Annotated in this window: 22 protein-coding genes and 1 tRNA gene; 11 read left to right on the top strand and 12 right to left on the bottom strand. The window is 45.1% G+C overall.

What is annotated here, in order from left to right; genetic code table 11:
* Positions 1 to 28: 28 nt before the first annotated feature.
* Complete coding sequence (locus AC6H3C_RS18905) at positions 29 to 1,474, top strand: hypothetical protein (protein ID WP_497517075.1); 1,446 nt, start codon at positions 29 to 31, stop codon at positions 1,472 to 1,474.
* Positions 1,446 to 2,501, top strand: a complete 1,056-nt coding sequence (locus tag AC6H3C_RS18900) for an endonuclease/exonuclease/phosphatase family protein (protein ID WP_497517073.1) — start codon at positions 1,446 to 1,448, stop codon at positions 2,499 to 2,501. The genes AC6H3C_RS18905 and AC6H3C_RS18900 overlap by 29 nt, the downstream gene beginning before the upstream one ends.
* Here the strand turns inward: AC6H3C_RS18900 and AC6H3C_RS18895 are convergent.
* Entirely contained in the window at positions 2,491 to 3,903 is a 1,413-nt protein-coding gene (locus AC6H3C_RS18895; RefSeq protein ID WP_497517072.1) for a CCA tRNA nucleotidyltransferase, read from the bottom strand. The genes AC6H3C_RS18900 and AC6H3C_RS18895 overlap by 11 nt on opposite strands.
* A 183-nt stretch (positions 3,904 to 4,086) precedes the next feature.
* Between AC6H3C_RS18895 and trxA the strand changes: the two genes are divergently transcribed.
* On the top strand, positions 4,087 to 4,455 hold the full coding sequence (gene trxA, locus AC6H3C_RS18890) for a thioredoxin (protein WP_423126737.1): 369 nt from the start codon (positions 4,087 to 4,089) through the stop codon (positions 4,453 to 4,455).
* Positions 4,456 to 4,489: 34 nt separating this feature from the next.
* Here the strand turns inward: trxA and AC6H3C_RS18885 are convergent, their stop codons facing one another.
* Both AC6H3C_RS18885 and AC6H3C_RS18880 read right to left on the bottom strand, forming a co-directional pair.
* Positions 4,490 to 5,782: a UDP-N-acetylmuramoyl-tripeptide--D-alanyl-D-alanine ligase gene (locus AC6H3C_RS18885; protein ID WP_497517071.1), complete on the bottom strand. Its 1,293-nt coding sequence runs from the start codon at positions 5,780 to 5,782 to the stop codon at positions 4,490 to 4,492.
* A gap of 70 nt (positions 5,783 to 5,852) precedes the next feature.
* The gene (locus tag AC6H3C_RS18880; RefSeq protein WP_497517069.1) at positions 5,853 to 7,307 is read right to left on the bottom strand and encodes an SUMF1/EgtB/PvdO family nonheme iron enzyme; all 1,455 of its coding nucleotides are present in this window, start codon (positions 7,305 to 7,307) and stop codon (positions 5,853 to 5,855) included.
* Between the two features lie 234 nt (positions 7,308 to 7,541).
* Between AC6H3C_RS18880 and porV the strand changes: the two genes are divergently transcribed.
* The 4 genes from porV (at position 7,542) to AC6H3C_RS18860 (ending at position 11,819) form a co-directional block, all read left to right on the top strand.
* Positions 7,542 to 8,717, top strand: coding sequence for a type IX secretion system outer membrane channel protein PorV (porV, locus tag AC6H3C_RS18875; protein WP_497517068.1), 1,176 nt, complete (start codon positions 7,542 to 7,544; stop codon positions 8,715 to 8,717).
* Positions 8,717 to 9,205, top strand: a complete 489-nt coding sequence (gene ispF, locus AC6H3C_RS18870) for a 2-C-methyl-D-erythritol 2,4-cyclodiphosphate synthase (RefSeq protein WP_497517067.1) — start codon at positions 8,717 to 8,719, stop codon at positions 9,203 to 9,205. Before porV ends, ispF begins: the two co-directional genes overlap by 1 nt.
* 51 nt (positions 9,206 to 9,256) lie before the next feature.
* Entirely contained in the window at positions 9,257 to 9,589 is a 333-nt protein-coding gene (locus AC6H3C_RS18865; protein ID WP_497517066.1) for a thioredoxin family protein, read from the top strand.
* A gap of 61 nt (positions 9,590 to 9,650) precedes the next feature.
* Entirely contained in the window at positions 9,651 to 11,819 is a 2,169-nt protein-coding gene (locus tag AC6H3C_RS18860) for an ATP-binding protein (protein WP_497517064.1), read from the top strand.
* Here the strand turns inward: AC6H3C_RS18860 and hutU are convergent, their stop codons facing one another.
* Positions 11,820 to 13,820, bottom strand: coding sequence for a urocanate hydratase (gene hutU, locus AC6H3C_RS18855; protein WP_497517063.1), 2,001 nt, complete (start codon positions 13,818 to 13,820; stop codon positions 11,820 to 11,822).
* Positions 13,821 to 13,965: 145 nt separating this feature from the next.
* Between hutU and AC6H3C_RS18850 the strand changes: the two genes are divergently transcribed.
* From AC6H3C_RS18850 to AC6H3C_RS18840, 3 genes are read left to right on the top strand one after another with little or no spacing between them, the layout of a single operon-like run.
* Positions 13,966 to 14,559: a LemA family protein gene (locus AC6H3C_RS18850; protein WP_497517062.1), complete on the top strand. Its 594-nt coding sequence runs from the start codon at positions 13,966 to 13,968 to the stop codon at positions 14,557 to 14,559.
* A gap of 11 nt (positions 14,560 to 14,570) precedes the next feature.
* Complete coding sequence (locus AC6H3C_RS18845; RefSeq protein ID WP_497517060.1) at positions 14,571 to 15,011, top strand: TPM domain-containing protein; 441 nt, start codon at positions 14,571 to 14,573, stop codon at positions 15,009 to 15,011.
* A 5-nt stretch (positions 15,012 to 15,016) separates the two neighbouring features.
* Positions 15,017 to 15,808: a TPM domain-containing protein gene (locus tag AC6H3C_RS18840; RefSeq protein WP_497517059.1), complete on the top strand. Its 792-nt coding sequence runs from the start codon at positions 15,017 to 15,019 to the stop codon at positions 15,806 to 15,808.
* Between the two features lie 159 nt (positions 15,809 to 15,967).
* Here the strand turns inward: AC6H3C_RS18840 and AC6H3C_RS18835 are convergent, their stop codons facing one another.
* The 8 genes from AC6H3C_RS18835 to AC6H3C_RS18800 all read right to left on the bottom strand — a co-directional run bounded on the left by AC6H3C_RS18835 (position 15,968) and on the right by AC6H3C_RS18800 (position 21,752).
* Positions 15,968 to 16,288: a hypothetical protein gene (locus tag AC6H3C_RS18835; protein ID WP_497517057.1), complete on the bottom strand. Its 321-nt coding sequence runs from the start codon at positions 16,286 to 16,288 to the stop codon at positions 15,968 to 15,970.
* 31 nt (positions 16,289 to 16,319) lie between these two features.
* Complete coding sequence (locus AC6H3C_RS18830; protein WP_497517056.1) at positions 16,320 to 16,769, bottom strand: hypothetical protein; 450 nt, start codon at positions 16,767 to 16,769, stop codon at positions 16,320 to 16,322.
* Positions 16,770 to 16,968: 199 nt separating this feature from the next.
* Positions 16,969 to 17,044: transfer RNA gene (locus AC6H3C_RS18825), tRNA-Lys, on the bottom strand.
* A 56-nt stretch (positions 17,045 to 17,100) separates the two neighbouring features.
* Positions 17,101 to 18,309: an ISAzo13 family transposase gene (locus AC6H3C_RS18820; RefSeq protein ID WP_497515874.1), complete on the bottom strand. Its 1,209-nt coding sequence runs from the start codon at positions 18,307 to 18,309 to the stop codon at positions 17,101 to 17,103.
* Positions 18,310 to 18,417: 108 nt separating this feature from the next.
* On the bottom strand, positions 18,418 to 19,194 hold the full coding sequence (locus tag AC6H3C_RS18815) for a zinc ribbon domain-containing protein (RefSeq protein WP_497517054.1): 777 nt from the start codon (positions 19,192 to 19,194) through the stop codon (positions 18,418 to 18,420).
* 24 nt (positions 19,195 to 19,218) lie between these two features.
* Positions 19,219 to 20,316: a Nif3-like dinuclear metal center hexameric protein gene (locus AC6H3C_RS18810; protein WP_497517053.1), complete on the bottom strand. Its 1,098-nt coding sequence runs from the start codon at positions 20,314 to 20,316 to the stop codon at positions 19,219 to 19,221.
* A 113-nt stretch (positions 20,317 to 20,429) separates the two neighbouring features.
* The gene (locus tag AC6H3C_RS18805; protein ID WP_497517052.1) at positions 20,430 to 20,768 is read right to left on the bottom strand and encodes a MerR family transcriptional regulator; all 339 of its coding nucleotides are present in this window, start codon (positions 20,766 to 20,768) and stop codon (positions 20,430 to 20,432) included.
* 12 nt (positions 20,769 to 20,780) lie between these two features.
* Positions 20,781 to 21,752, bottom strand: a complete 972-nt coding sequence (locus AC6H3C_RS18800; protein WP_497517051.1) for a M23 family metallopeptidase — start codon at positions 21,750 to 21,752, stop codon at positions 20,781 to 20,783.
* A 176-nt stretch (positions 21,753 to 21,928) separates the two neighbouring features.
* Here AC6H3C_RS18800 and alaS point away from each other — a divergent pair, with 176 nt between their 5' ends.
* A complete protein-coding gene (gene alaS, locus AC6H3C_RS18795; protein WP_497517050.1) occupies positions 21,929 to 24,565 on the top strand; it encodes an alanine--tRNA ligase in 2,637 nt (878 codons plus the stop codon).
* The last annotated feature ends 18 nt before the right edge of the window (positions 24,566 to 24,583 follow it).

The following is a 24,583-nucleotide window of genomic DNA, read 5'->3' as shown; positions in this document are numbered from 1 at the left end:
GAAACCTCGTTAAACCTAAAAGTCGCCGGTGAAAAAACTGTTCTACATATGTTTTGTCTTTCTTATGCTGATTTACATGATTTCGTGTGAAGACGAGCGCTATTTGTCATCGGCTGATGTAAAACTGGCTTTTTCTGTTGATACCGTGATGTTTGATACCATTTTTACCACCATTGGTTCTACCACGCAGCACTTAAAAGTATACAACCCCTACGATCAGAAAATCTTAATCTCACATATTCGGTTAGCCGGCAGTAAAGAGTCCCAGTTTCGTTTAAATATAAACGGCTTTCCCACAGACGAACTGTTTGATGTGGAAATAGGTCCAAAGGACAGTATCTATATTTTTGTTGAGGTAACAATTGACCCGGCAGGCATGGATTTACCCATTGTTGTGAAAGACTCGATTGAATTCCTGACCAATGCAAACTTGCAGGATGTCGATTTGATTGCCTGGGGGCAGGATATTGTTTTGGTAAAAGAGCATATTACCCGATCGACCACCTGGACGGCAGAGAAACCTTACCTGGTTTATTCTAATACGAAAGTTGATACGGCTGTTGTTCTGACGATTGAGCCAGGGACAAGGGTTTATTTTCACCATGGCACCGGGCTGTACGTCCAGGGAAAAATTCTGGTGGAAGGAACATTCGCGCAGCCGGTGGTTTTTCAGGGCGACAGGCTGGAAGATGTCTATCAGAATGTGCCGGATCAGTGGAATGGAATTTTGTTGTTTTCAGGAAGTTATGATAATAAATTTCAGTATGCTGAAATAAAGAATGCCAACATTGGTTTGCAGGTGGGCACCATTGAAAAAGAAGGTTATGCCTCGGTGGTTTTAGCCAATACAAAAATATACAATCATGCCTATGCCGGGATTTTTTCATTAAAATCAAAAATCAGGGCCTATAATTGCGTGGTTGCTAACTGCGGCTACTATGCGGCTGCTTTGCTGGTAGGAGGGGAGTATGAGTTCTATCATACAACCATTGCCAATTATTGGGGAGGCTATTCATCCCGTACGCGTTCTACGTCTTCACTCATGATCTCGGATCATGTGATCGTTGATAAATCCAATGGCTCGAACAAAACGTATGTTGGTGATTTAAAGAAGGCCTATTTTGCAAACAGCATCGTTACCGGCAACATCATTACCCGAAACGAACTAAACCTGATAAAAACCGGCGAGGTCGATTTTAATTTCAGGTTTGATCATTGCCTGCTGCAATTGGCTGACACGTTCAAAATAACAAACGGAAATAATTACTCAGGTATTCTCAAAGGGATTGATCCGAAGTTTATTGATCCGTACAATAAAATGATCTTTGAACTGGATACACTCAGTCCGGCCAAAGATGCCGGTTCAATCGATGTTGGCGCCTTATTCCCGTTTGATCTGCAAAATAAAAGCCGGACCAGCGATAATGCACCTGACCTGGGCGCTTATGAACGAGTGGAGAAAACCAAGAAATAGAGTCGACCGGTTCCTGCTGCTGATCCTGTTATTTTTGTTTCCGGTTAATTTGGATGCACAGTCTCTGACGGCGCCGGTTGAATACAATCTGCTTTTTTATAATGTTGAAAATTTGTTTGATGTCACCGATGACCCGATGACGGCCGATGATGAGTTTTTGTCCGGAGGAGTCAGGCATTGGAGCTACAAGCGCTACCAGGAAAAGTTGAACCGGGTTGCGAAAGTTCTTCTGGCCTCATGCGGATTTGATTTACCGGTGATTATCGGTTTATGTGAAGTGGAGAACCGGCTGGTATTGGAAGATTTGACACGGAAAACAGCTCTGGCCGCTTTTAACTACCGGATTATTCATAAAGATTCGCCCGATAACCGCGGAATTGATGTGGCCTTGCTGTACCGGGCCGATCTGATCTTACCGCTCGAATACGACTATTTGCCATTGAAGAGTCAGAATGGAGAAATTATCCATACCCGGGAAATCTTGTATGCCGTTTTTTGTTTTCCCTCGCAGGATAGTTTACATGTTTTTTTTAACCATTGGCCGTCGCGATACAGCGGACAGGCCGAAACAGAATCGCTGAGAATACGGGCGGCAAATACGCTTAAGAATGCCGTTGACCGGATCAGGACAAACCATACTGAAGCCAGGGTGGTGATCATGGGTGATTTTAATGACCAACCGTTGAATAAAAGTTTAAAAGACGTACTGGAGGCCAGGACTGAAAATTCAACCGGACAGGCCGGTGAACTGATCAACCTGTCGGCCGGATGGGCTCCGCGTGGAACCTTAAAACACCAGCAAAGCTGGCAAATTTTCGATCAGATCATTGTCTCCGATTATTTATTGAAAGGAACGGGGTTGAGTACAACGAAGAACGGGGCGACGATTGTTGATCTGCCCTTTTTATTTGAGCCTGATCCCCGGTTTAAAGGGAAAAGGTTATTTCGAACGTATTTCGGTTATAAATACCAGGGCGGTTTTAGCGACCATTTACCTGTAAGGCTTAAATTGCAGGTTAACGACTAACCGGTTTTAAGCCCATCCCGGCGGCTTTCGTCAGCATGAAATTGTAGGCTTCCTGGTAATCATTGTGAATCTCGCCGTCCAGAATAGCCTCTTTAATCGCGTTTTTTATCAGCCCGACCTCGCGGCAGGGACTAAGGCCAAAGGTTTCCATAATTTCCTCTCCTGAAACGGGTGGTTGAAAGTTGCGGATGTGATCACGCTCTTCCAGGTCTTTCAGTTTTTCGCGCACCAGTTGGAAGTTCTTCAGATAACGTTTAACCTTTGATTCATTTTTCGAGGTGATATCGGCTTCGCAGAGTGTCATTAAGTCGTCAATATCATCGCCGGCTTCGAACAACAGGCGGCGGACTGCCGAGTCGGTGACTTCGTCTTCCGACAACACGATCGGGCGCATATGCAGCGAAACCATCTTCTGGATGTATTTCATCTTCTCATTCAAGGGTAGTTTCATCCGGCGGAAGAGTGCGGGAAGCATCTTTTCTCCAACATGGTTATGCGCGTGAAAAGTCCAGCCAATCCCGGGCACAAACCGTTTGGTGCGGGGTTTGGCAATATCGTGGAGCAAAGCCGACCAGCGGAGCCACAGATTATTCGTGTTGGGGGCAATCCGGTCGAGAACTTCCAGGGTATGCAGAAAATTATCTTTGTGAGCAATGCCGTCAACCATGTCGATCCCTTTCATGCGGTGCAGCTCCGGGAAAATCAGTTTCAGCAGGCCTGTTTTATCCAGCAGTTTAAACCCTTTGGAAGGTTTATCGGCCAGAATGATCTTGTTGAGTTCTTCTAAAATCCGTTCTTCCGAAACGATTTTGATGCGTTCGTTGTTTTCGCTGATGGCATTTAAGGTGTGTTCTTCGATAACAAAATTCAGCTGTGTTGAAAAACGGATGGCCCTCATCATACGCAACGGATCGTCTGAAAAGGTGATGCCCGGTTCCAAAGGTGTGCGGATAATCCGTTTGTTCAAGTCGTCCATCCCGTTGAACGGATCAACCAGTTCGCCGAATTTATCTTTATTCAGGCAAATGGCCAGCGCATTTATGGTGAAATCGCGACGTTTCTGATCGTCTTCCAGTGTGCCGTCTTCGACAGTTGGTTTGCGCGAGTCGCGTTGATAAGATTCTTTTCGTGCCCCAACAAATTCCACTTCCAGATCCTGCGCTTTGATCATCGCTGTGCCAAAGTTTTTAAATACACTGACAGGTGTTTTGGGGCCCAGCCGTTTGGCAACCCCTTGGGCCAGTTCAATTCCGCTGCCAAGGGTCACTACATCAATGTCTTTCGAAATTCGTTTTAAAAACAGGTCCCTGACAAACCCGCCGATGACGTAACACGATTGGCCCAGCCGGTCCGCTTCTTCTGAAATAATTGAAAATACAGGGTGTTTTAAATGCTCTCTCATGAATCAATTTTTCGGTTTTAAACGTTATTTAAAGTAAAAACATGCCAAAATGTTTAAAACCGTGACAAAATTACAATTATTTCGAAACCTTGCAGAGGTAATTTTCCGATAATTTTATTGGCACAGAACTTGATATACAAGTATCAAGAAATTTATATATTTGAATAATTAAAATAAAAAGCTATGTTGGAACATCTAACCAAAGAAACATTCAAAGAGAAAGTTTTCAATTTTGAACAAAATAAAGATTGGAAATACGAAGGCGACAAGCCGTGTTTGATTGATTTTTACGCCGATTGGTGCGGTCCGTGTAAAATGGTTGCTCCCATCCTGGAAGAACTGCAAAAAGAATACGGCGACAGTTTGCATATTTACAAAGTAGACACCGAGGATCAGCGGGAGCTGGCAGCCATGTTTGGCATTCAAAGCATTCCGTCGTTGCTGTTTGTCCCGGTTGACGGTCAGCCGCAAATGGCGATGGGCGCTTTACCCAAGTCGACTTTTGAGCAGGCGATCGGTGAAGTGTTGAAAGTTGAGAAACCGGTCAACTAAATCTTGTTTCGGGAAGAATACCAAAATAGTCAGGCTAAATTTTTTCGAGGACTTTTTCCAGTTGTATCCCTCTGGAGCCTTTGATCAGAATTAGCTTGTCTTCCATTGTTTTTTGTTGATACAGGTAGTTGATGAGAAGTTCGGTTGATCCGAACTTCTTTGTTTTTAGATCGGTATGCGTTTTTGCGAAGCAATTGCCAATCAGAAAAACAGACGGGACCTTACTTTGGGCAATGAAGTCGGCAATTTTTTGATGTTCCTGTTCCGAATATGCCCCTAGTTCGAGCATATCGCCCAGAATGAGCACTTTGTCGGGATGGTTGATCATTTCAAAATTCTGTAAGGCGGCCATCATACTTGTCGGGTTGGCGTTGTAGGCGTCCATAATAATCCGGTTGCTCCTTTTTTGAATGAGCTGAGAGCGGTTATTATCGGGTTCGTAGTTTTCGATTGCCTGCTGGATTTTCAACGGATCAAGGTCGAAATGTAAGCCAATGCGTGCTGCTGCCAGTATATTTTCTGCATTGTAACTGCCAATCAGCTTCGACTTCAGATACAGCCACCCTTTCGGAAAAAGCGCTTTAACGGTCAGGTAATAAGCCGAATCTTCCACCTGGCCCTGAAGCTGGGCCGCCGCGCCTGTTCCGTAGCTTAGCTGGTCGAGTCCGCCTGCCTGTTTTACCAGCAACTCATTATCGGCATTGACAAAACATTTTCCCCCGTTTTCACGAAGGAAATCGTACAGCTCGGATTTTGTTTTAACGACTCCTTCGAACGAGCCAAATCCTTCGAGGTGAGCTTTGCCGATGTTGGTGATTATGCCGTAGTCGGGCCGGGCAATCCGGCAAAGTTGGGCGATTTCTCCGGGATGGTTGGCGCCCATTTCGATGATGGCTATTTCTGTTTGTTTGTTTATGTGGAGCAGGGTAAGGGGGACTCCGATGTGGTTGTTCAGGTTGCCTTGAGTAAAGGTTACCCTGAATTTTTGACGTAAAACGGCAGCAATTAATTCTTTTGTGGTTGTTTTCCCGTTTGATCCGGTAATTGCGATCACCGGAATATTGAGTTGTTCCCGGTGATAGGTGGATAGTTGCTGTAAACTTTCCAGTACATCGGTTACCAATATCAGTTTGTCGTTGCCTGCTAAGGCCGGATCGTCAACAACAGCAAAGGCTGCTCCTTTTTCGATACTTTCATTGGCAAACTTGTTCCCATCGAAGTTTTGGCCTTTCAGTGCAAAAAAGATACATCCGTTCGGAATTTTCCGGCTGTCGGTTGAGATAACGGGATGTTTGCAGTAAAGATGATATAATTGTTCTGTGTTCATGTTGCAAAAAAAAGAAAACCTCATCTAAAAAAATGAGGTTTCATGAATATCAAGATTAGATTGATGATCACTAAAATCCTTCCGGGCTGCCAACGCGTGTCATGGCACAACGGAATCCAAGGTCATTGGCTGTTTCTGTTTGCTCTTTGTACCGTCTGGTTCCGGGAACCAGCCAGTAAGGCCGGTCTTTCCACGATCCGCCTTTGTAAACGCGGGTATTATCAGTAATCAGAGACGATAATTGTCCTTCAGTTTCTGATTTGATGTACATATTGTCGGTATTGAGTGCCTTTTCCGTGTTCCAGTCCTGTCCTTCAATCAGTTGCGACTGGTAATCTCCGTCCATGTAATTACGGAAATCAGCGACCGTGTCAACAACCAGCTCCCCGAATTCGTTCCGGATCAGGTTACCGCCTTCATCGCGTTTGTATTGCGTATAAACCGTTCCCCGGAAAGGTTGGAATTCAGCCATATCCTGCATGGACAGGGGGCGGTATACGTCTGCGACCCATTCGTTTACGTTGCCGGACATACAATACAGACCAAAATCATTCGGGTTGTACGAATTCACAGGAGCAGAGATGTCAGCATTATCGTTTAATGCTCCGGCCATACCCATCATGTCGCCACGTCCCCGGATGAAGTTCGCATTTAATTCGCCACGGCGTCTTCTGGAATCATTCCGAAGGTAGCTTCCGTTCCAGGGATAAAGTTTTCTTTCGGTTAATAACTCTCCCTCTGTATTTCCGATCAGGCCATAAGCCGCATATTCCCACTCGGCTTCGGTAGGCAGGCGGTAACTTGGCAGTAAAACACCGTCTTCCCACCTGAGTTGCCGGGCATTACCCATCGCGTCTTCAATGGGTTTATCACCCTGTGTCCCCTGGTATAAGCCGGCGAGGTAGGTCTCCGTGGTAAATACATCCTGGCCGCTTTGATTGGCGTCGTGTTTCAGCACCCCGCGGTTGACCAGTAATTGCTCGTTAACCCGGTTTGTGCGCCATTTACAATATTCGGTTGCCTGGACCCACGAAACGCCAACTACGGGGTACCGGCTGTACGCCGGATGCCGCAGGTAGTTTTCAATATAAGGTTCATTGTAGGCCAAAGCAGCTCTCCACACCAGGGTGTCGGGCAGGGCAGCCTGATATCTTTCCGGTTTGTCGGGATGTACCCGGCGGATCCAGAACAAAAATTCCCGGTAGTCCAGGTTCGATACTTCTGTTTCATCCATATAAAATGATGCTACGGTTACCCGTCGGGGCATGTTGTTCCAATCGTACATGACATCCTGTTCGACCCGTCCCATCGTAAAGGTTCCACCCTGGATGAATTTTAACCCGGGGCCGGTAAATTGCTCATAGCCATCATCTGCCTGGAAACCACCATTGTCCGGATCGTTGTATTTCCATCCGGTTTTGCTGGATGCATTCTTTTTGCTAAATCCGGCACCATCTTTTTTGAATAAACCACAGCCTGCAATCATCACAGACAACACCAAAAGTATTATGGCCTTAAATTTCATTGCTATGTATTTTCAGTTAAAATTTCAATGTTCACAAATATAACTGATTTGTCCATCACTTATTGTTCAGGCTTCTTAACTTTTTTCAGCGGTCCCGGTAGGTCTTCTTTTCATATAGCATGATCACAGATATACTTTTTATCTCTTTTTTTCGTTCATTGTTGTAGCTCCCGGTAAGGGGACAGATTTTAACAATTAGTCTATATTTGCAGTTTAACTTCTTAACAGGATAAAATGAAACAGCGATTTGCGGTTATTACGGCGATTTTAATTTTGAGCATCTGTTTTCAGCATGCCAGCGCCCAATCTTCAGCTACGGGGGCCAACACGATTTCAACAGCGGTTCCGTTTTTAACAATTGCCCCTGATTCACGGGCAGGCGGTATGGGGGATGCCGGCGTGGCCACTTCCCCGGATATGAACTCGCAGCACTGGAATCCGGCGAAATACGCGTTTATGGAAAGCGACCTGGGCGTGAGTTTGTCCTATACTCCCTGGCTCCGGAACCTGGTTGACGACATTAACCTGGCTTACCTGGCCGGATACAAAAAGCTGGATGACGTGCAAACGGTCAGCGCCTCGTTGCTCTATTTTGCATTGGGTGAAATTACGTTTATGGATAACTGGGGAAATTACCAGGGCCTGCAAAATCCGAATGAATTTGCCTTTGATGTGGCTTACAGCCGCTTGCTTTCCGAAAAATTTTCCGGTTCTGTGGCTTTGCGGTACATCCGTTCCGATTTGACCGGAGGGCAAATGGTTGGCGATGTCGAAACACATGCCGGTAATTCGTTTGCGGCCGATATTGCATTCTACTTTCGGAACGAAATGCGTCGGAACAGGAGAAATTCCGTATTATCAGCCGGTTTGAATATTTCCAATATTGGAAATAAGATTTCGTATTCCGACGGGATGACCAAAGACTTTATCCCGACCAATCTGCGTTTGGGCACGGCCTATGAAACCGAACTAAACCAATACAATACAATTTTATTTACCCTCGATTTCAATAAATTACTGGTACCTACCCCAAACATTGAAGTGGAAGAAGGTGAGGGAGGCGTGATTGTCGGAGGCGGATTCAGCCAGGATAAATCGGTCATTTCCGGTATGTTCACTTCATTTACGGATGCTCCGGGCGGGTTTAAGGAAGAACTTCAGGAAGTCAATATCTCCACCGGTTTCGAGTATTGGTATAACAAGCAGTTTGCTATTCGCGGCGGATATTTTTACGAACACGAAAACAAGGGTAACCGGAAATTTGTAACCTTCGGCGCCGGCTTAAAGCTGAATGTTTTTGCCTTGGATTTTTCGTACCTGGTGCCGACCCAAAGAAATCACCCGCTTGAAAATACCTTGCGTTTCTCGCTGTTGTTCGACTTTGAAGCATTTAACAGTCAAAGAAGGTAATGATATTTCGTATTGGTTTTGGTTATGATGTTCATCGTCTGGCCGAAGGCGAAAGTCTTTGGTTAGGCGGTATTCTGGTTCCGCATCAAAAAGGGACGGTAGCTCACTCGGATGGAGATGTGCTGATTCATGCCATCTGTGATGCTATGCTCGGCGCTGCCAAACTTCGAGATATTGGTTATCATTTTCCTGATAATTCGACTGATTTTAAGAATATTGACAGTAAGATTTTGTTGAAAAAAACAAACGAACTGCTGTCCGGGAAAGGTTATGCCATTGGAAATATCGATGCCACCATTGCGGCCCAAAAACCTAAACTGAAAGATTATATCCCGATGATGGAAGAGAAATTGGCTGAAGTGTTGGGAGTTGACTCTGATGTGGTTTCGGTGAAGGCGACAACAACCGAGAAGCTTGGCTTTGAGGGCCGCGAAGAGGGGATATCTGCTTACGCCACTGTTTTGATTCAGAAGAAGAACCAGGATTAGAGCGGGAATACGATGGAAAAGATCTTGTTTTATTAAGCGCGGACCATACTGATGTTTACCGAACTTTTTTCTCTGGCTGATTTTGAGCAGGTACTTGAACAGGAAGATGCGGTACTTGCCTATTTCTCGACTGACGAATGCAGCGTATGCCAGGTATTGAAACCGAAAGTGGCCGAAATGCTGGATGAATATTTCCCGAAAATCAAACAGGTTTATATGAATTGTGCAAAAGTGCCTGATGCCGCCGCCCAAAACCGGATTTTTTCGGTTCCTGCCATTCTTGTTTATTTTGAAGGACGCGAATTCTTGCGAAAAAGCAGGAGTTTTGGTATCGAAGCGTTAAAAAATGAACTAAAACGTCCGTATCAGCTCATGTTTTCGTAATTCTTGTTTGTGAGAGATATAAATATGAATTATTTTTAGTCCATAAGATAAAATAATCTAATTGAAGCAATACGTTTACACAGTTGTCATTTTAGTCGGTTTTTTCTTTACAAATGCATCAGTTTGTGCCCAATCGGCCCGAATTGACAGCCTGAGATCTGTATTGCCCGGGTTGAAGGGAGAAAAACGGGCCGACTGTTACCTGGAACTTTCCAAAGAATACACGTATGTCGATCCCGCAAAGGTGGTTGAGTATGGACGTCTGGCCTTGTCAATCATTCAGGAATACCAGAATAAAGAACAGGAGGCTTTTGCTAACTTATTAATTGGCGGCGGTTATCTGTTTGCCGGTAACTTTGAAGATGGTCGTAAGTATTCCGACATTGGCCTTAAAATAGCCAGAGAAACAGGTCATACCGATTACATTTGCGTTGGCCTGAACTCGCTGGCAGCCTATTACATGAACACCGGTGATTACGAAACATCGGCGGCGATGTTCAGGGAAACCTTACAAAAGGCAGATTCTGCCGGATTGGAAGCACGGGCAGCCACGGCCCGTTTAAACCTTGGCGCTTTGCTCACAAATAAAGGCGAACGGACCAAAGGACTTCGCCATCTGATGGAATCGTTGAAATATTTTGAGCAGGAAGGTAACGAACAGATCATGGCCCGGATTCTGAATAATGTGGCCGTGAATTATCATGCATGGAAAGATTACGATAAAGCGCTGGAGTTTTATGAACGGACCCTGGCTACCTATCAGCAGTTGAATGATTATGTAGGTCAGGCGATTGTATACAATAATATTGGAGAAATTTATAAAGACAAAGAAGAATACCAGAAGGCATTAACCCATTATCAGCTGACAATTGATATTGCGGATAGCGCCGATGCCGGCGATTTTTACCGGGCTTACGGATGGGTTGGTTTGGCCGAAGTTTACCTGCTGCTCGGAGAAAACAAATTTGCTTACGAGAATGCAAACAAGGCATTATCTGTTTTTAGTGAGCTGAAGATGTTGGAAGGAATTGCCAATGCGCGGTTAATCCTATCACAGACGGCCTTGTCGGAAAGGAAGATGGAAGAAGCGCTATCGCAGGTAAACGAATCTCTGGAACTTTCAAAAAAAATTGGGATTGCCGATCTTGAACAAAAAGGCTACCTGGTGAAATCCCGGATCTATGAGGCCCAGAAACGGTATAAAGAAGCCTTTGAGAATATGAAGCTTTATGCCCAGAAAACCGACACGCTTTACAACGACGAGCGGACCAATGATTTTGCACAACTGCGTTCGGAACTTGAAGTTTCGGAAAAACAAAACGAAATTGAACTGCTTCAAAAGAACAGCCAGATAAAAGAGATTCAGATAAGAAGACAAAAAACACAAACACGTTTTTTGTTTTTAACCCTTGGCTTATCGGTCATCGTGTTCTTTATTATGCTCAATTATATAAAATCCCGTAAAAAGGCCAGCGATCTGCTGGAACAGAAAAATAAGCAGATTAACGAGCAACACGTTGAGTTGATCCGGGTAAACGAGACGAAAGACAAGTTCCTGTCTATTATCGGGCACGACCTGAGAAACCCGATCGGGGCTTTTAAAGATGTGGTAGGACAACTGGCCGACTATCCGGAAATGTTTACCGATGAGTTACGGCAACAAATTATCCATGAACTGAGGGATGAGGCTGAAAGTACTTATTTTTTGCTGGATAACCTGTTGTCGTGGGCCAAAAGTCAGAAAAACAGCATTAGTTACCGTCCCGAACGTTTGGAACTGGCAGAATTGATTGAAAGTAATATCCTGCTTAATTTCAGATTCTCTGAAAGTAAGGGGATAAAACTTAAAACAGATGTTGCCGCCGGGATCGCTGCATTTGCCGATTATAATATGGTTAACCTGATTTTGAGAAATTTGATTTCCAATGCCGTAAAGTTTACGGAAGAAGGCGGCGAAATCACGGTTAAGGCAAAAGAATCAGGCAATTTTATTGAAATAGCGGTGATCGATAATGGGATCGGGATCTCGGCGAAAAATCTTCCCCGTTTATTCGCACCCGACAATCACATTTCAACTTATGGCACCAATCATGAAAAGGGATCGGGGCTGGGCTTGTTGTTGTGTAAAGAATTTGTTGAAATTAACGGCGGAACAATTGGTGTTCAGTCGAAACCCGGGAAAGGGAGTACTTTCACCTTCACCCTGAAAAAATACACCGACACTATTTAATCAGAACAGACTGTCGATCACCTCCTGATCTGCCTGATGGGGCAAGGTGATGTTCAACTTCGGATTTTCTTTCATGGCCCGTTTTATGGCGAAGGTCGCTGCCGGATTACCTGCCCAGTTTCGTCTGGCAATCCCGTTGTTTACGTCCCAATGTAACAGTTGCGCGATCCGTCGCTCAGCATCGGTGCTGCCGTCAATGGTCAGGCCGAAGCCTCCGTTAATGGCTTCACCCCAGCCAACTCCGCCTCCGTTATGAATTGATACCCAGGTGGCTCCGCGAAAAGAATCCCCGATGACATTCTGTACGGCCATATCGGCCGTGAAAGCTGATCCGTCAAAGATGTTGGATGTTTCCCGGAAGGGCGAATCGGTTCCCGAGACATCGTGATGATCGCGGCCCAACACGACGGGCGCTGAAATTTCCCTGTTTTTAATGGCTTCATTAAAAGCCCGGGCAATTTTTATTCGTCCTTCAGCATCGGCATATAAAATCCGGGCTTGTGTGCCAACAACCAGCTGATTTTTTTCGGCCTCTTCAATCCAGTGAATATTGTCGTTTAACTGGCTTTGAATTTCAGGCGGGGCAGTTTGCCTGATTTTTTTCAATACCGAAGCGGCAAGCCGGTCGGTTTTTGCCAGGTCTTTCGGGTCGCCTGATGTGCAGACCCAGCGGAAAGGCCCGAAACCGTAATCGAAAAACAATGGACCCATGATATCCTGTACGTACGACGGATATATAAACTTATTGTTTTGACTGAACACATCGGCTCCGGCGCGTCCGGCTTCCAGCAGAAAGGCATTCCCGTAATCCCAGAAATACATGCCCAAGGCAGTCATTTGATTAATGGCAGCCACGTGGCGCCGCAAACTTTTGTAAACTTCTTCTTTAAATTGTTCCGGATCTTCGCTCATCATCTTATTCGACTCATTCAGACTCCATCCGGCAGGATAGTATCCGCCGGCAAAGGGATTATGCAGCGAGGTTTGATCGGAACCCAAATCAATGTGAAATTTTTCTTTTGCCAGTTTTTCCCATAAGTCGACCACATTGCCCTGGTAAGCCAGCGATACTGCTTCTTTATTATTCTGAGCCTGACGAATACGCACGATTAAGAAATCAAGTTCAGTGAAGACTTCGTCTACCCAGCCTTGCTGGTGTCGTATGCGAACTGCTTTGGGATTGATTTCGGCAACCACACCAATCATGCCGGCAATTTTCGCTGCTTTTGGCTGGGCTCCCGACATACCGCCAAGTCCCGACGATACGAAAACCTTGCCTGCCATTTCTGTTGCTCCCTGCATGCGGGCCGCATTCATCACGGTGATGGTGGTTCCGTGTACAATCCCCTGGGGGCCAATGTACATAAATGAGCCTGCTGTCATTTGTCCGTATTGGCTGACTCCCAAGGCATTCATTCGCTCATAATCGTCGCGTCCGGAATAGTTGGGAACCACCATCCCGTTGGTGACCACCACGCGCGGCGCATCCGGATGAGAGGGGAACAGGCCCATCGGGTGTCCGGAATATAAAACCAGGGTCTGCTCATCGGTCATTTCCGATAAATATTTCATGCAAAGCAGGTATTGTGCCCAGTTTTGAAAGACAGCTCCGTTTCCGCCATAGGTGATCAATTCGTGCGGATGTTGGGCCACCGCCAGATCCAGGTTATTCTGAATCATCATCATGATGCTTGCAGCTTGCCTTGATCGGTGCGGATAGTCTTCCAGCCGGCGGGCCTTCATCTCGTATGCCGGGCGAAAACGGTACATATAGATTCGTCCGAATGTTTTTAACTCGTTTAAGAATTCCGGCGCCAAAATGACATGCTGTTCTGTCGGAAAATAACGTAAGGCATTTTTTAACGCTTGCTTCTTTTCTTCAGACGATAGGATATCTTTACGTCTGGGGGCGTGATTCAAACTCGCTATGTATGGGCGGGTTCCGGGTAAGCTGATTGGTATTCCGGTTTGGATGTGGGTTTGAAATTCTTCTCGTGTCATGGCAGAGGACGATTTTGGTTCATCTTTTGAAGACGTTTGTCTAACGGTAAATTTGCGACATTCCCCGAAAAAATGAAGTAACTTTAGGGTAGTTTTGCAACATTTGCCGAACTAGTAAAAATCATTGATAAAAAGAGTAAAACAAATGAAAAAGAGTTGGATCATTTTAGCAGGTGTCGTTATCGTCGTTTTATTGATTTATTCGACCGTTAAAGGCACCTATAATACGATGGTTACGATGGATGAAGGCGTTTCAGCCAGTTGGGCGCAGGTCGAGAATGTGTATCAGCGACGGGCCGATCTCATCCCAAACCTGGTTAGTACTGTAAAAGGTTATGCTGCACACGAACAGGAAACCCTGCAGGCCGTGATTGAAGCCCGCTCAAAAGCAACATCGGTGAACGTAAACCCGGAAAATATGAATATGCAGCAACTTCAGCAGTTTCAGGATGCACAAGCTGGTTTATCTTCTGCATTGAGCCGCCTGATGGTGGTGGTAGAACGTTACCCGGATTTGAAGGCAAATCAGAATTTTCTGGATTTGCAGGCTCAACTTGAAGGAACTGAAAACCGGATAACTGTTGAGCGCCGGAAATTTAATGAAAGCGCCCGTTCGTTTAATACCTACATCCGGACATTCCCGAAGAACCTTTATGCCAACCTGTTTGGTTTCGAAAAGAAAGCTTATTTTGAAGCTGATCAGGGAGCTGAAAAAGCGCCTCAGGTAAGCTTCGAATAAAAAGTATGACTATGGCAGTATCTCATTTTTTTAGCGAAGAAGAGAAAAAGCGGATAACCGATGCCGTCAGTGCAGCTGAGCTGGATACGTCCGGCGAAGTGCGTGTACATATCGAAGGTAAATGTAAGGAGGATGTACTCGATTGCGCTGCATATTGGTTTGAAAAGCTGAACATGCATAAAACAGCCTTGAGAAACGGAGTTTTGTTTTATATGGCGGTATACGACCATAAGTTTGCCATTTTGGGTGATGCCGGAATTAATGCGAAAGTGCCGGACGACTTTTGGGAGGAAATTAAAGAACACATGCTGGCGATGTTTAAAAAAGGCCGGATGGCTGATGGGCTGGCCGAAGGGATCAGGATGGCAGGTGAACAGCTTAAGGCGCACTTCCCGTATCAGCATGATGATGTCAATGAACTTCCGGACGAAATTTCATTCGGAGAAAAATAAGTAGCATGATCAAACAAATATTCGTTATTGTTGCTTTGTTGTTGTCCTTGGGGATCTCTGCTCAGGATATCCCCGCACGGCCAAATCCACCCAGATTAGTCAATGACCTGGCCCAGGTGCTGACTGCGGAACAGGTGTTACAGATGGAAAACCAACTGGTTTCTTTTGCCCGGCAAACTTCAACCCAGATTGTCGTTGTTACCGTGCCAACGCTCGATGGTTATGCGGCATCTGATTATGCTTTTCGTTTGGGCGAAGCATGGGGAGTCGGACAGAAAGACAAAGACAACGGTGTGATTGTACTGTTCAAGCCCAAAACGGCGGAAGAAAAGGGGCAAGTATTCATGGCTGTGGGTTACGGGCTGGAGGGGGTTATTCCCGATGCTGTTGCCAATCGCGACATTGTTAATCATGAGATGATTCCGCGCTTCAAAGCGGGAGATATTTACGGCGGACTTTCAAACGGCGTGCAGGTCATTATGTCTCTGGCGTCCGGCGAATTCTCGGCACAGGAGTACCAGGATAAAGTTAGCGGAGGCGGATTTCCGTTTTTCATCCTGTTTTTTCTGTTTTTCTTTGTTATCATCCCGATTTTCAGAGGGAAGAGAAGGTACTATAACACCGGTGGCAGTAGTTTGCCTTTCTGGCTGATCATGGGCGGCTTAATGGGCTCAGGCCATCGCAGCGGCGGTTGGGGCAACTTCTCAGGCGGCAGTGGCAGCTTCGGGGGCGGCGGCGGTTTTGGCGGTTTCGGGGGTGGTGGCTTTGGCGGCGGCGGAGCTGGAGGTAGTTGGTAGCCAATACTGAAAATATAAAGAAGCCGGGTGAAAAATGAGCCTGGCTTCACTTATATCTAAATATTCTTCCCCGAATATTTAAAATATATTTCAATCCTTTCACGAAGAATGATTCTTAAATTAAACCTTTTAACGAATTTAGAGGATATTTACTCAACGTCAGATTAAACCGGTTACGGTATTGATGATACAGTTTAACAAACCGGTCTTGAATTCGTCAATCTTAATTTTAGCCAGGCCTTTCAGTTTTAATGCCGTCATTTCAATCAGTTCTTTCTGTGCCAGAACTAAAAATTCAAAGTCTTTTGCTGACAGTTCTCCGGCCGCCATTTGCATGGTCCATGTTTCCAGATTTCCCTTCAGTTCTTCCACGATACGCAAGGCATCGTTTTGCGCTTCTTTTTTGTAACTCTTCAAACTGGACGAAGCCAGCTTGATTACTTCGTCCTTCAGGCGGTCAAATAGCTTTTGGAAATCCATATCTGTCCTGTTTTTAGTGGGTTAACGTTTTTCAATTTGATACTTGCGATTTTTTGATTTTCTTGCTTTCCAAACCTGCGATCTGGTCAAATGCCTGATCCACGATTTTCTTCATTTCGGTTATAAAAGCCGGATTTAGCTTGTCTTCCTCTTTCCAGCGGGCAAGGAATCCTCCCAACAGATAGCCCTCTTTAGCGAGAAGTTTATCCCACATTTGGGTACTGATTTCATTTTTGGGCCGGTTTTTCTCGTACTCATAGATTTTCTGAAGTTTGGTTTCAAGCTCCTTTACCAAGGTTTTATGGACATCGTATGCTTCAGTTGCCAAATCCATCACGTTTAACGCATCAACTTTTCCCGATGTGGTTTGCGTGTAAGCATATTGATCGAATGATGAGATTGCGGCGCAGCCTGCGATGGTCAACAGAGCCATTAAAAAGGCGAATCGTCTGAACGGCAAGGTTTGTTTTATAGCTTTCATTTCATCGATTTTTTTCAGTTCTTATTAGGTTTCATAAAAGACCGGAAACGTCATAAATTTCCGGTCTTTTGTGTTATTTGTGCAGGAGCTTTGGTTTTACCTGGAAAGCTTTTACTGTTACGATTCTGGCCAGATTTGGTTATTGAGAATACAATAAAAAAGAGTCACAAGATTAAATTCTTGCAACTCTTTGGTTTTCTGGTCGGTCTGCGGGGGCTCGAACCCCGGGCCCGCTGATTAAGAGTCAGCTGCTCTACCAACTGAGCTACAGACCGTTTTTCACCGCCAAAATTAGCGTTTTAAGGACTTAGGGCTTGATACAAAATAAACTTTACATATTTGGTACAATGGAATAATTCCATTCTCCATGAAAATCGTTTTTTGTGATATTTATCTTTCTCAAATCCTCATCTATTATTTTAATTCCTTTTTCATAGACCGTGTCATCGATTTTTGCTTTTATCAACAAGCCTTTTGTTGTTGTCGTAGCTGCAATCAGGCTTACTATTACCTGTAGGCTTGTCAGTGGTTTTGCCCGCCAGTTCATGGAGATATATGAAAACATCCTGTGTTCAATTTTATTCCATTTGCTTGTCCCTGGCGGAAAATGGCTTACAATTATTTCCATGTCCAACTCATTTGAAAGTGACTGTATTTCTGATTTCCAAAGACGGCTTCTCGCACTGTTGCTCCCGCCACCATCTGCTGTTATGAACAGGCGTTTTGATTTTCCGTACAAACCCGCCCCCATTTCATACCACCAGTTCCGTATGGATGAAACGGCAAACTTAGCTGTGTCGTAATTAACCCCAACGCTTACCCAGCCTTGGTTTTGCTCTATATCATACACCCCGTAAGGTATGGCTTTCCCTAGTTCCTTGTCGACAAAATCGTAAACCTTTACTTCGGGGGATCCGCCTTTTGGGTGCCATTCTTGTCCTGAATTCTTATAATTCCCCACTAATTCCTTCTTTTTGCAATCTACCGAAATAACCGGGTCCCCTAAAGCAATAAATTCTGTCGCCACTTTGTTGATATGTTCAAACTGTGCATCCCTATCTTCGTGTTCCCCGCCTTCGTCAACCTTCTTATTACCCTGCAAGCTAAACCCTTCGGAACTCAATATACGGTTAACTACGTTATAGCTAACATTATACCCTTTCCTTTTTAACTCCACCGCTATCTTTCTCGTACTCTTGCTTGTCCATAAAAGTGTATTCATCGGGTCTCCAACAGTATGGGGGCCTACCAATTCGCGGACAGCTTCTGTTAATCCAATTTCTTTGTCTGTCAGCTTTTTTCTGCCACCACCAGTCTTTCGGTTGCTTTTTAAATCAATCTTGTTTACATCTGCCGACCGCAATTCTTTAATCCCTGACGTTAGCGTCACCCTGGAAAACCCAGTAAGTTTAGCAGTTTTACTTATACCCCCACGCCCATGCCCGATCGATTCTGATGCCAAATACAGACGCTTGCTTTTTTCATCTAAATGGGGCAATAGCAAATCATATTTTTCCTGTAAAAGTTTATCGCTTTGCATACATTTTGTTTTTTTCAAATGTACATATTATTTCGTATCAAATCCTTAGTGCAAACAAAAAAGCCATCTTTTTCAGATGGCCTCTTATTAATTATCTTGTTGTCATATTTAGTCTTCGGCTCCTACTTCCACTTCCATGATATCTTTATCAACCAGGATGCGTCCGCAGTATTCGCAAACGATAATTTTTTTGCGGTTAGCAATATCCATTTGACGCTGAGGCGGAATTTTATTGAAACAACCACCGCAGGCATCGCGTTGTACGGTAACAACAGCCAGACCGTTACGGGCATTTTTGCGGATACGTTTAAACGCAGTCAGTAAGCGCGATTCAATCATGTCTTCGATTTTTTCCGCTTTGCTTTTCAGCTTTTCTTCTTCAATTTTTGTTTCGGCTGTAATTTCGTCCAGCTCTTTTTTCTTGCGGTCCAAATCTTCTTCTCGTTCGCTCAGTTGTATTTTCGACGAATCGATCGCTTCTTTTTTTGTGAGTAGTTCAGCCATAAACTCGCGGATTCTTTTTTCAGAAAGTTCAATTTCCAGTTTCTGGAATTCAATTTCTTTATTCAGTGAATCGTATTCCCGGTTATTTCGAACGTTGTTTTGCTGTTCGGTGTATTTGGTAATCAGGACTTCAGATTCCTTAATAGCAGATTTCCGGTTGACGATTGATGTTTCCATGCTTTTCACATCATCTTCAAAATTTGAAATTCTGGTTTTTAAACCGGTGATATCATCTTCCAGGTCCTGCACTTCCAGGGGAAGCTCACCCCGAAGGGTTTTGATTTTGTCGATTTCCGACGCAACACTCTGTAATTCGTAAAGCGCTTTTAGTTTCTCACTAATTGGCACGGTTTTGTCTTCTTCGCGATACTGTGTATTCATATTTGAATGCTGTTATTATCTGTTTCAAATCAAGTAGTTAATCGGGTTGGTTTTAACAGCCGATAAACGGAGTGCAAATGTAGGGAATTTTTTTGTAAGTAGCTCATAAAAAACTTCTCGGGTAAATTGTTCACTCTCAAAATGCCCGATGTCGGCCAGAAGTATCTTCGCTTCGGCCTCAAAAAATTGATGGTATTTCAGGTCGCTGGTCACGAAAACATCTGCATAGGCGCTAATGGCTTGCCGAATCAGAAAACTTCCTGAGCCTCCGCATACAGCTACTTTTTGTACCGGCTTGTTCAGCAGAGGGCTGTGCCTGACGGCATCGGCTTGAAATACGTTCTGTGCCTGCCGGAGAAATGCAGTTTCTTCCAGTGGTTGTTCCAGTTCGCCGATCATCCCAATACCGGCCAGCGGAAAATCGTTGTCGAGCGAATAGATATCGTAAGCGACTTCCTCGTAAGGATGGGCTTGCAGCAGGGCGCCGATCACTTTTGCCTGAATGTGGGACGGAAAAATTGTTTCAAAACGGGTTTCCGCTTCGTGGTGAACCTGTCCTGACAATCCGACAAAGGGTTTGCTGTTTTCATTTCCACGGAAACTGCCTGTTCCTTCGAGCGAATACCCGCATGAATCGTAATTCCCGATGTGTCCGGCCCCAGCTTCAAAAACAGCTTTTTGCACCTGCCCAACATATTCGTGCGGGATGAAGGTCACCAGCTTTTTCAGTTGCCCTTTTGCGGGGGAAAGAAAACGGCAGTTTATCAGGCCCAGCTTCTCACAAATCTTGCTGTTTACCCCGCCCATCACGCTGTCGAGGTTGGTGTGTGCTGCGTAAACTGCGATGTTGTTTTTTATTGCTTTGATGATGCAACGTTCGGTTTCCGAAAAACCGTTCAGCTTTTTGATGCCGTTAAAAATTAAGGGATGATGGGCGATGATAAGTCCTGCACCTTCGTTGATGGCTTCGTCAATCACGGCTTCAGTCACGTCCAGCGTAATCAACGCCTTGCCGACTTCATCAGAGGGATGACCGACCAACAGCCCGGCATTGTCATAGGATTCCTGGTAAGCCAGTGGGGCTATCAATTCAAGATAGTTCGTTATTTCGCTGATTTTCATTTTTTTACATGTACAGGTTCGCATGTTAAACACGACGGTTATATTGAAAATAACAGGCCATCTATTGATCGGGAGTGAACGAAATGCATTTATCGATACCCGGAAATTCACCTTTAGTCCATCTCTTCTTTAATGTCAATTAACATTTGGCGGATTTGCTGCAAGCGATCAACGAGCTCATGATTCCCGACCGTGTTGTCTTTGTTGTCTTTTAATTTTTGCTTGGCGCCTTTCAGCGTCAGTCCGCGTTCTTTCACCAAATGATAAATTAATTTGATTTGTTCAATGTCATCCTTGGTAAACAGCCTGTTGCCTTTTTTGTTTTTGTGGGGTTTCAGTACATCAAACTCTTTTTCCCAAAAACGAATGTGGGAGGTATTGAGTTGAAACATGTCGGCAACTTCACCAATGGTGTAGTACACTTTTTCTATGACAGGCTTTTTGTAAGGCACAACACCGACGGATTAGTCGTAAGATTGACCCATGTTCGACGATAACGCGATCATGGTCTCGTATTCTTCCGCACTCAGATCTTTAAAGTAAAAATGCTGGGGATTAACCGGTTTACCGTTTTTATGCACTTCGTAATGCAGGTGAGGCCCCGATGAGGTTCCGCTGTTGCCAACATAACCGATTACGCTGCCGCGTTTAACTGATTGTCCGATTTTTACATTGAAATCGTTCAGGTGTCCGTAAAGCGTTTCGTAGCCAAACCCGTGGTCGATTACAATCCAGCGTCCGTAGCCGGTCCGGGATGTTTGAACATCTTTGATAATGCCATCTCCGGTCGAATAGACTTCGGTCCCGACAGGCGCTGTAAAATCCATCCCGTAATGGAAACGGCTGATTTTATAAATTGGATGAACACGAAATCCCCATCCGGAAGCGGTGCGTTTCAGGTCTTGATTGGAAACAGGCATAATGGCCGGAATACTGGACAACATTTGTTCTTTGGCCAGGGCCAGGGTCATGACTTCTTCATATGATTTTGACTGGACGTATGCCTGTTTGGAAATGATATCCAACTTTCGGGCTGTATTTATAACCAGTTCCGAATTATCCATAGTCTCAAGCCGGGCATACTTATTGATACCTCCAAAACCGGCCTTGCGGATCGAATTGGGGATGGGGTCGGCTTCAAAAATAACACGGTACAAATTGTCGTCGCGCTGTTGCAGATCGGCAAGAACCTTTTCTACATTTTCCAGATTTTTGTACATCAGTTCATACTGCGTCAACATGCGTTGATTCTCACGCTTCAGGCTACGCGTTTTCGGCGTTTCGTAAAGCTGAAGAAAAACAGCAGTCATAAAAATACTCATGATCAGGCTGGCAGAAAAAAGAAGCAGCAGGCGGGAAAATTTAGCTTTAAAGTTATATTCAACCTTGGTGTAACTAAGTGTTTCGGGATTGAATTTGTACTTTGTTTTTGCCATATAAAACCAATTTCTTTTTTTCGGATGTAACAAATTTAAGTAATTAATCTAACTTTGCAAGACTTTAAAATCGGGCATGTTAGCATGATGACAAAAATAATTGAATAATCCGGTTAACAAGTCTGAAAAATCGGCAATTAATTCATTTTAACAATTTTTAAAATTTAGCAGAGACGATGGAGATGAATTCCAAAGAGATCAGGAAAGCCTTTCTGGATTTTTTTATTTCTAAACAGCATACAATCGTTGATTCGGCCCCCATGGTGGTGAAGAATGACCCGACCCTGATGTTTACCAACGCGGGAATGAATCAGTTTAAAGATATTTTTTTAGGTAATCAACCGGCCAAATCAGTCCGCATAGCCGACACCCAAAAATGCCTGCGTGTATCCGGAAAACACAATGATTTGGAAGAAGTAGGGCACGATACCTATCACCACACGATGTTCGAAATGCTCGGAAACTGGTCGTTTGGCGATTATTTTAAAACGGAGGCGATTGACTGGGCCTGGGAGTTTCTGCACGAAAAGATGGGAATCCCCGCCGACCGGATGTATGCCACCGTTTTTGAAGGAAGTAAGGATGATCAGCTGGAACTGGACGAAGAAGCGCAACAACTGTGGCTGAAACACCTCCCGGCGGAGCGTGTGTTGCTGGGCAATAAAAAAGATAACTTTTGGGAGATGGGCGATACCGGCCCTTGCGGTCCCTGCTCCGAAATCCATGTTGATTTGCGCGATGATGACGACCGGGTTAAAATTCCCGGGCGCGATCTGGTAAATAAAGACAATCCGCTGGTGATTGAGATCTGGAACCTCGTTTTCATCCAGTTTAACCGGAAAGCAGACAGCAGCCTGGAAGAGTTGCCGGCCAAGCATGTAGATACGGGAATGGGATTCGAACGCCTGTGCATGGTGTTACAAGGTAAAAAATCGAACTACGATACCGATGTGTTTCAACCGGTCATCGCTGAAATAGCCAGGTTGTGCGGTAAACATTACGGAAAAGACGGGAAAGACGATATTGCCATGCGCGTGATTGCCGACCACCTCCGTGCAATTGCATTTGCCATTGCCGATGGTCAGCTGCCGTCGAACAATAAGGCTGGTTACGTCATTCGCCGGATTCTGCGCCGGGCTGTAAGGTACGGATACACCTTCCTGGGTTTCCGTGAGCCTTTCATATTCAAACTGGCCGAAGTATTGAAAAAGAATATGGGCGATGCTTTCCCCGAACTGAAAGCGCAACAACGACTGATCGAAAATGTGATCAAAGAAGAAGAGGAGAGCTTCCTGCGTACCCTCGAAACCGGTATCCGCCTGCTCGACGATGAAATGGCCTCGGTGAAAACAGCCGGTAAAACGGAGGTTTCGGGGAAGAATGCTTTCGAGTTATACGATACATTTGGTTTCCCGCTCGACCTGACCGAGCTTATTCTGCGCGAAAACGGCCTTACCGTGAACCGGGCCGAATTTGACGAGGAGATGGAAAAACAGAAAAACCGCTCGCGCCACGCCGCTGCACAGGAAACCGGCGACTGGGTGGAGTTGAAAAAAACCGAAGAGGTCAGGTTCCTGGGATATACCACGCTTGAAGCCGATATTCACATTGCCCGTTACCGGAAAGTGAAACAGAAAGATAAAGAATTGTACCACCTTGTGTTCGACCAGACGCCTTTCTACGGCGAGTCGGGCGGACAGGTGGGCGATACCGGGTATATTGAGGTCCAGGGCATAAAAACAACGATTCTGGATACGCAAAAAGAAAATAACCTGATTGTCCATATCGCCAAAGAACTGCCTGCCGACCCGTCGGTGCGGTTTAAGGCCGTTGTAAACAACCGAAAACGGATGCTTACGGCCAATAATCATACGGCCACACACCTGCTCGATCAGGCTTTACGCGAAATTCTGGGAACACATGTCGAACAAAAAGGATCGCTGGTAACGGCCGATCATTTGCGCTTCGACTTTTCACATTTTCACAAGGTGAGCAAAGAAGAGCTGGATCAAATACAAACCCGGGTGAATGAGTTGATCCGCCAAAATTTTGCACAGGAAGTAAAAAATGATATTCCCTTTGCCGAAGCCCGGGAAATGGGAGCCATTGCTTTATTTGGTGAAAAATACGGCGATACGGTCCGCGTGGTCAAATTTGGCGACTCAGTCGAACTTTGCGGCGGAACACACGTTCCGGCAACCGGACAGATCGGTCATTTTATTATCACTTCCGAAAGCGCTGTTTCTGCCGGCGTACGCCGCATTGAGGCCATTACTGCCGACAAGGCGGAGGCCTGGCTCAACCGGAACATGGAAGAACTAAATGAGGTACGCGCCTTGTTTAGTAACACCAAAGACCTGAAAAAATCGGTTGAAGACCTGATGGCCGAAAACAGCCGTTTACAAAAGATCATCGAAACCTACGAAAAACAGGCTGCCGCCGGAATTAAAGAGGAACTAAAGAAGAAAATGCAGTCGGTCAACGGAATCAACCTGATTGCTGAAAAAGTAGAGCTCGATTCGGCCCAATCGGTAAAAGATTTATCGTTTCAACTGAAAGGCGAGATTGATAACCTCTTCCTGGTTCTCGGCGCCGAAATCGACGGAAAACCAAGCCTGAGCATTATGATCTCGGATAACCTGGTAAAAGATAAAGGCTTAAATGCCGGACAGATTGTGCGTGAAGCCGCCAAAGAAATGAAAGGCGGCGGCGGTGGGCAAGCGTTTTATGCAACAGCCGGCGGCAAAGATGTTGCCGGAATAGAGGCTGCCATTGAAAAAGCAAAAGCTGTTGTTTGTTATTCGGCGGTATAAAATACGTTTGGTTTTTTA

The sequence above is a fragment of the Gaoshiqia sp. US2 genome (assembly GCF_059705485.1).
The sequence above is the reverse complement of the archived record's forward strand: the minus strand, read 5'-3'. Positions and strand labels throughout refer to the sequence as shown.

Coding starts and splice junctions, on each gene's coding strand:
- hutU (WP_497517063.1), bottom strand. CDS start 13,820: ATGACACGAGAAGAATTTCAAACCCACATCCAAACCGGAATACCAATC.
- AC6H3C_RS18800 (WP_497517051.1), bottom strand. CDS start 21,752: ATGGCAAAAACAAAGTACAAATTCAATCCCGAAACACTTAGTTACACC.
- porV (WP_497517068.1), top strand. CDS start 7,542: ATGAAACAGCGATTTGCGGTTATTACGGCGATTTTAATTTTGAGCATC.
- AC6H3C_RS18865 (WP_497517066.1), top strand. CDS start 9,257: ATGTTTACCGAACTTTTTTCTCTGGCTGATTTTGAGCAGGTACTTGAA.
- ispF (WP_497517067.1), top strand. CDS start 8,717: ATGATATTTCGTATTGGTTTTGGTTATGATGTTCATCGTCTGGCCGAA.
- AC6H3C_RS18885 (WP_497517071.1), bottom strand. CDS start 5,782: ATGAACACAGAACAATTATATCATCTTTACTGCAAACATCCCGTTATC.
- AC6H3C_RS18880 (WP_497517069.1), bottom strand. CDS start 7,307: ATGAAATTTAAGGCCATAATACTTTTGGTGTTGTCTGTGATGATTGCA.
- AC6H3C_RS18820 (WP_497515874.1), bottom strand. CDS start 18,309: ATGCAAAGCGATAAACTTTTACAGGAAAAATATGATTTGCTATTGCCC.
- AC6H3C_RS18835 (WP_497517057.1), bottom strand. CDS start 16,288: ATGGATTTCCAAAAGCTATTTGACCGCCTGAAGGACGAAGTAATCAAG.
- AC6H3C_RS18845 (WP_497517060.1), top strand. CDS start 14,571: ATGGCAGTATCTCATTTTTTTAGCGAAGAAGAGAAAAAGCGGATAACC.
- alaS (WP_497517050.1), top strand. CDS start 21,929: ATGGAGATGAATTCCAAAGAGATCAGGAAAGCCTTTCTGGATTTTTTT.
- AC6H3C_RS18900 (WP_497517073.1), top strand. CDS start 1,446: ATGAACGAGTGGAGAAAACCAAGAAATAGAGTCGACCGGTTCCTGCTG.
- AC6H3C_RS18850 (WP_497517062.1), top strand. CDS start 13,966: ATGAAAAAGAGTTGGATCATTTTAGCAGGTGTCGTTATCGTCGTTTTA.
- trxA (WP_423126737.1), top strand. CDS start 4,087: ATGTTGGAACATCTAACCAAAGAAACATTCAAAGAGAAAGTTTTCAAT.
- AC6H3C_RS18840 (WP_497517059.1), top strand. CDS start 15,017: ATGATCAAACAAATATTCGTTATTGTTGCTTTGTTGTTGTCCTTGGGG.
- AC6H3C_RS18830 (WP_497517056.1), bottom strand. CDS start 16,769: ATGAAAGCTATAAAACAAACCTTGCCGTTCAGACGATTCGCCTTTTTA.
- AC6H3C_RS18810 (WP_497517053.1), bottom strand. CDS start 20,316: ATGAAAATCAGCGAAATAACGAACTATCTTGAATTGATAGCCCCACTG.
- AC6H3C_RS18895 (WP_497517072.1), bottom strand. CDS start 3,903: ATGAGAGAGCATTTAAAACACCCTGTATTTTCAATTATTTCAGAAGAA.
- AC6H3C_RS18815 (WP_497517054.1), bottom strand. CDS start 19,194: ATGAATACACAGTATCGCGAAGAAGACAAAACCGTGCCAATTAGTGAG.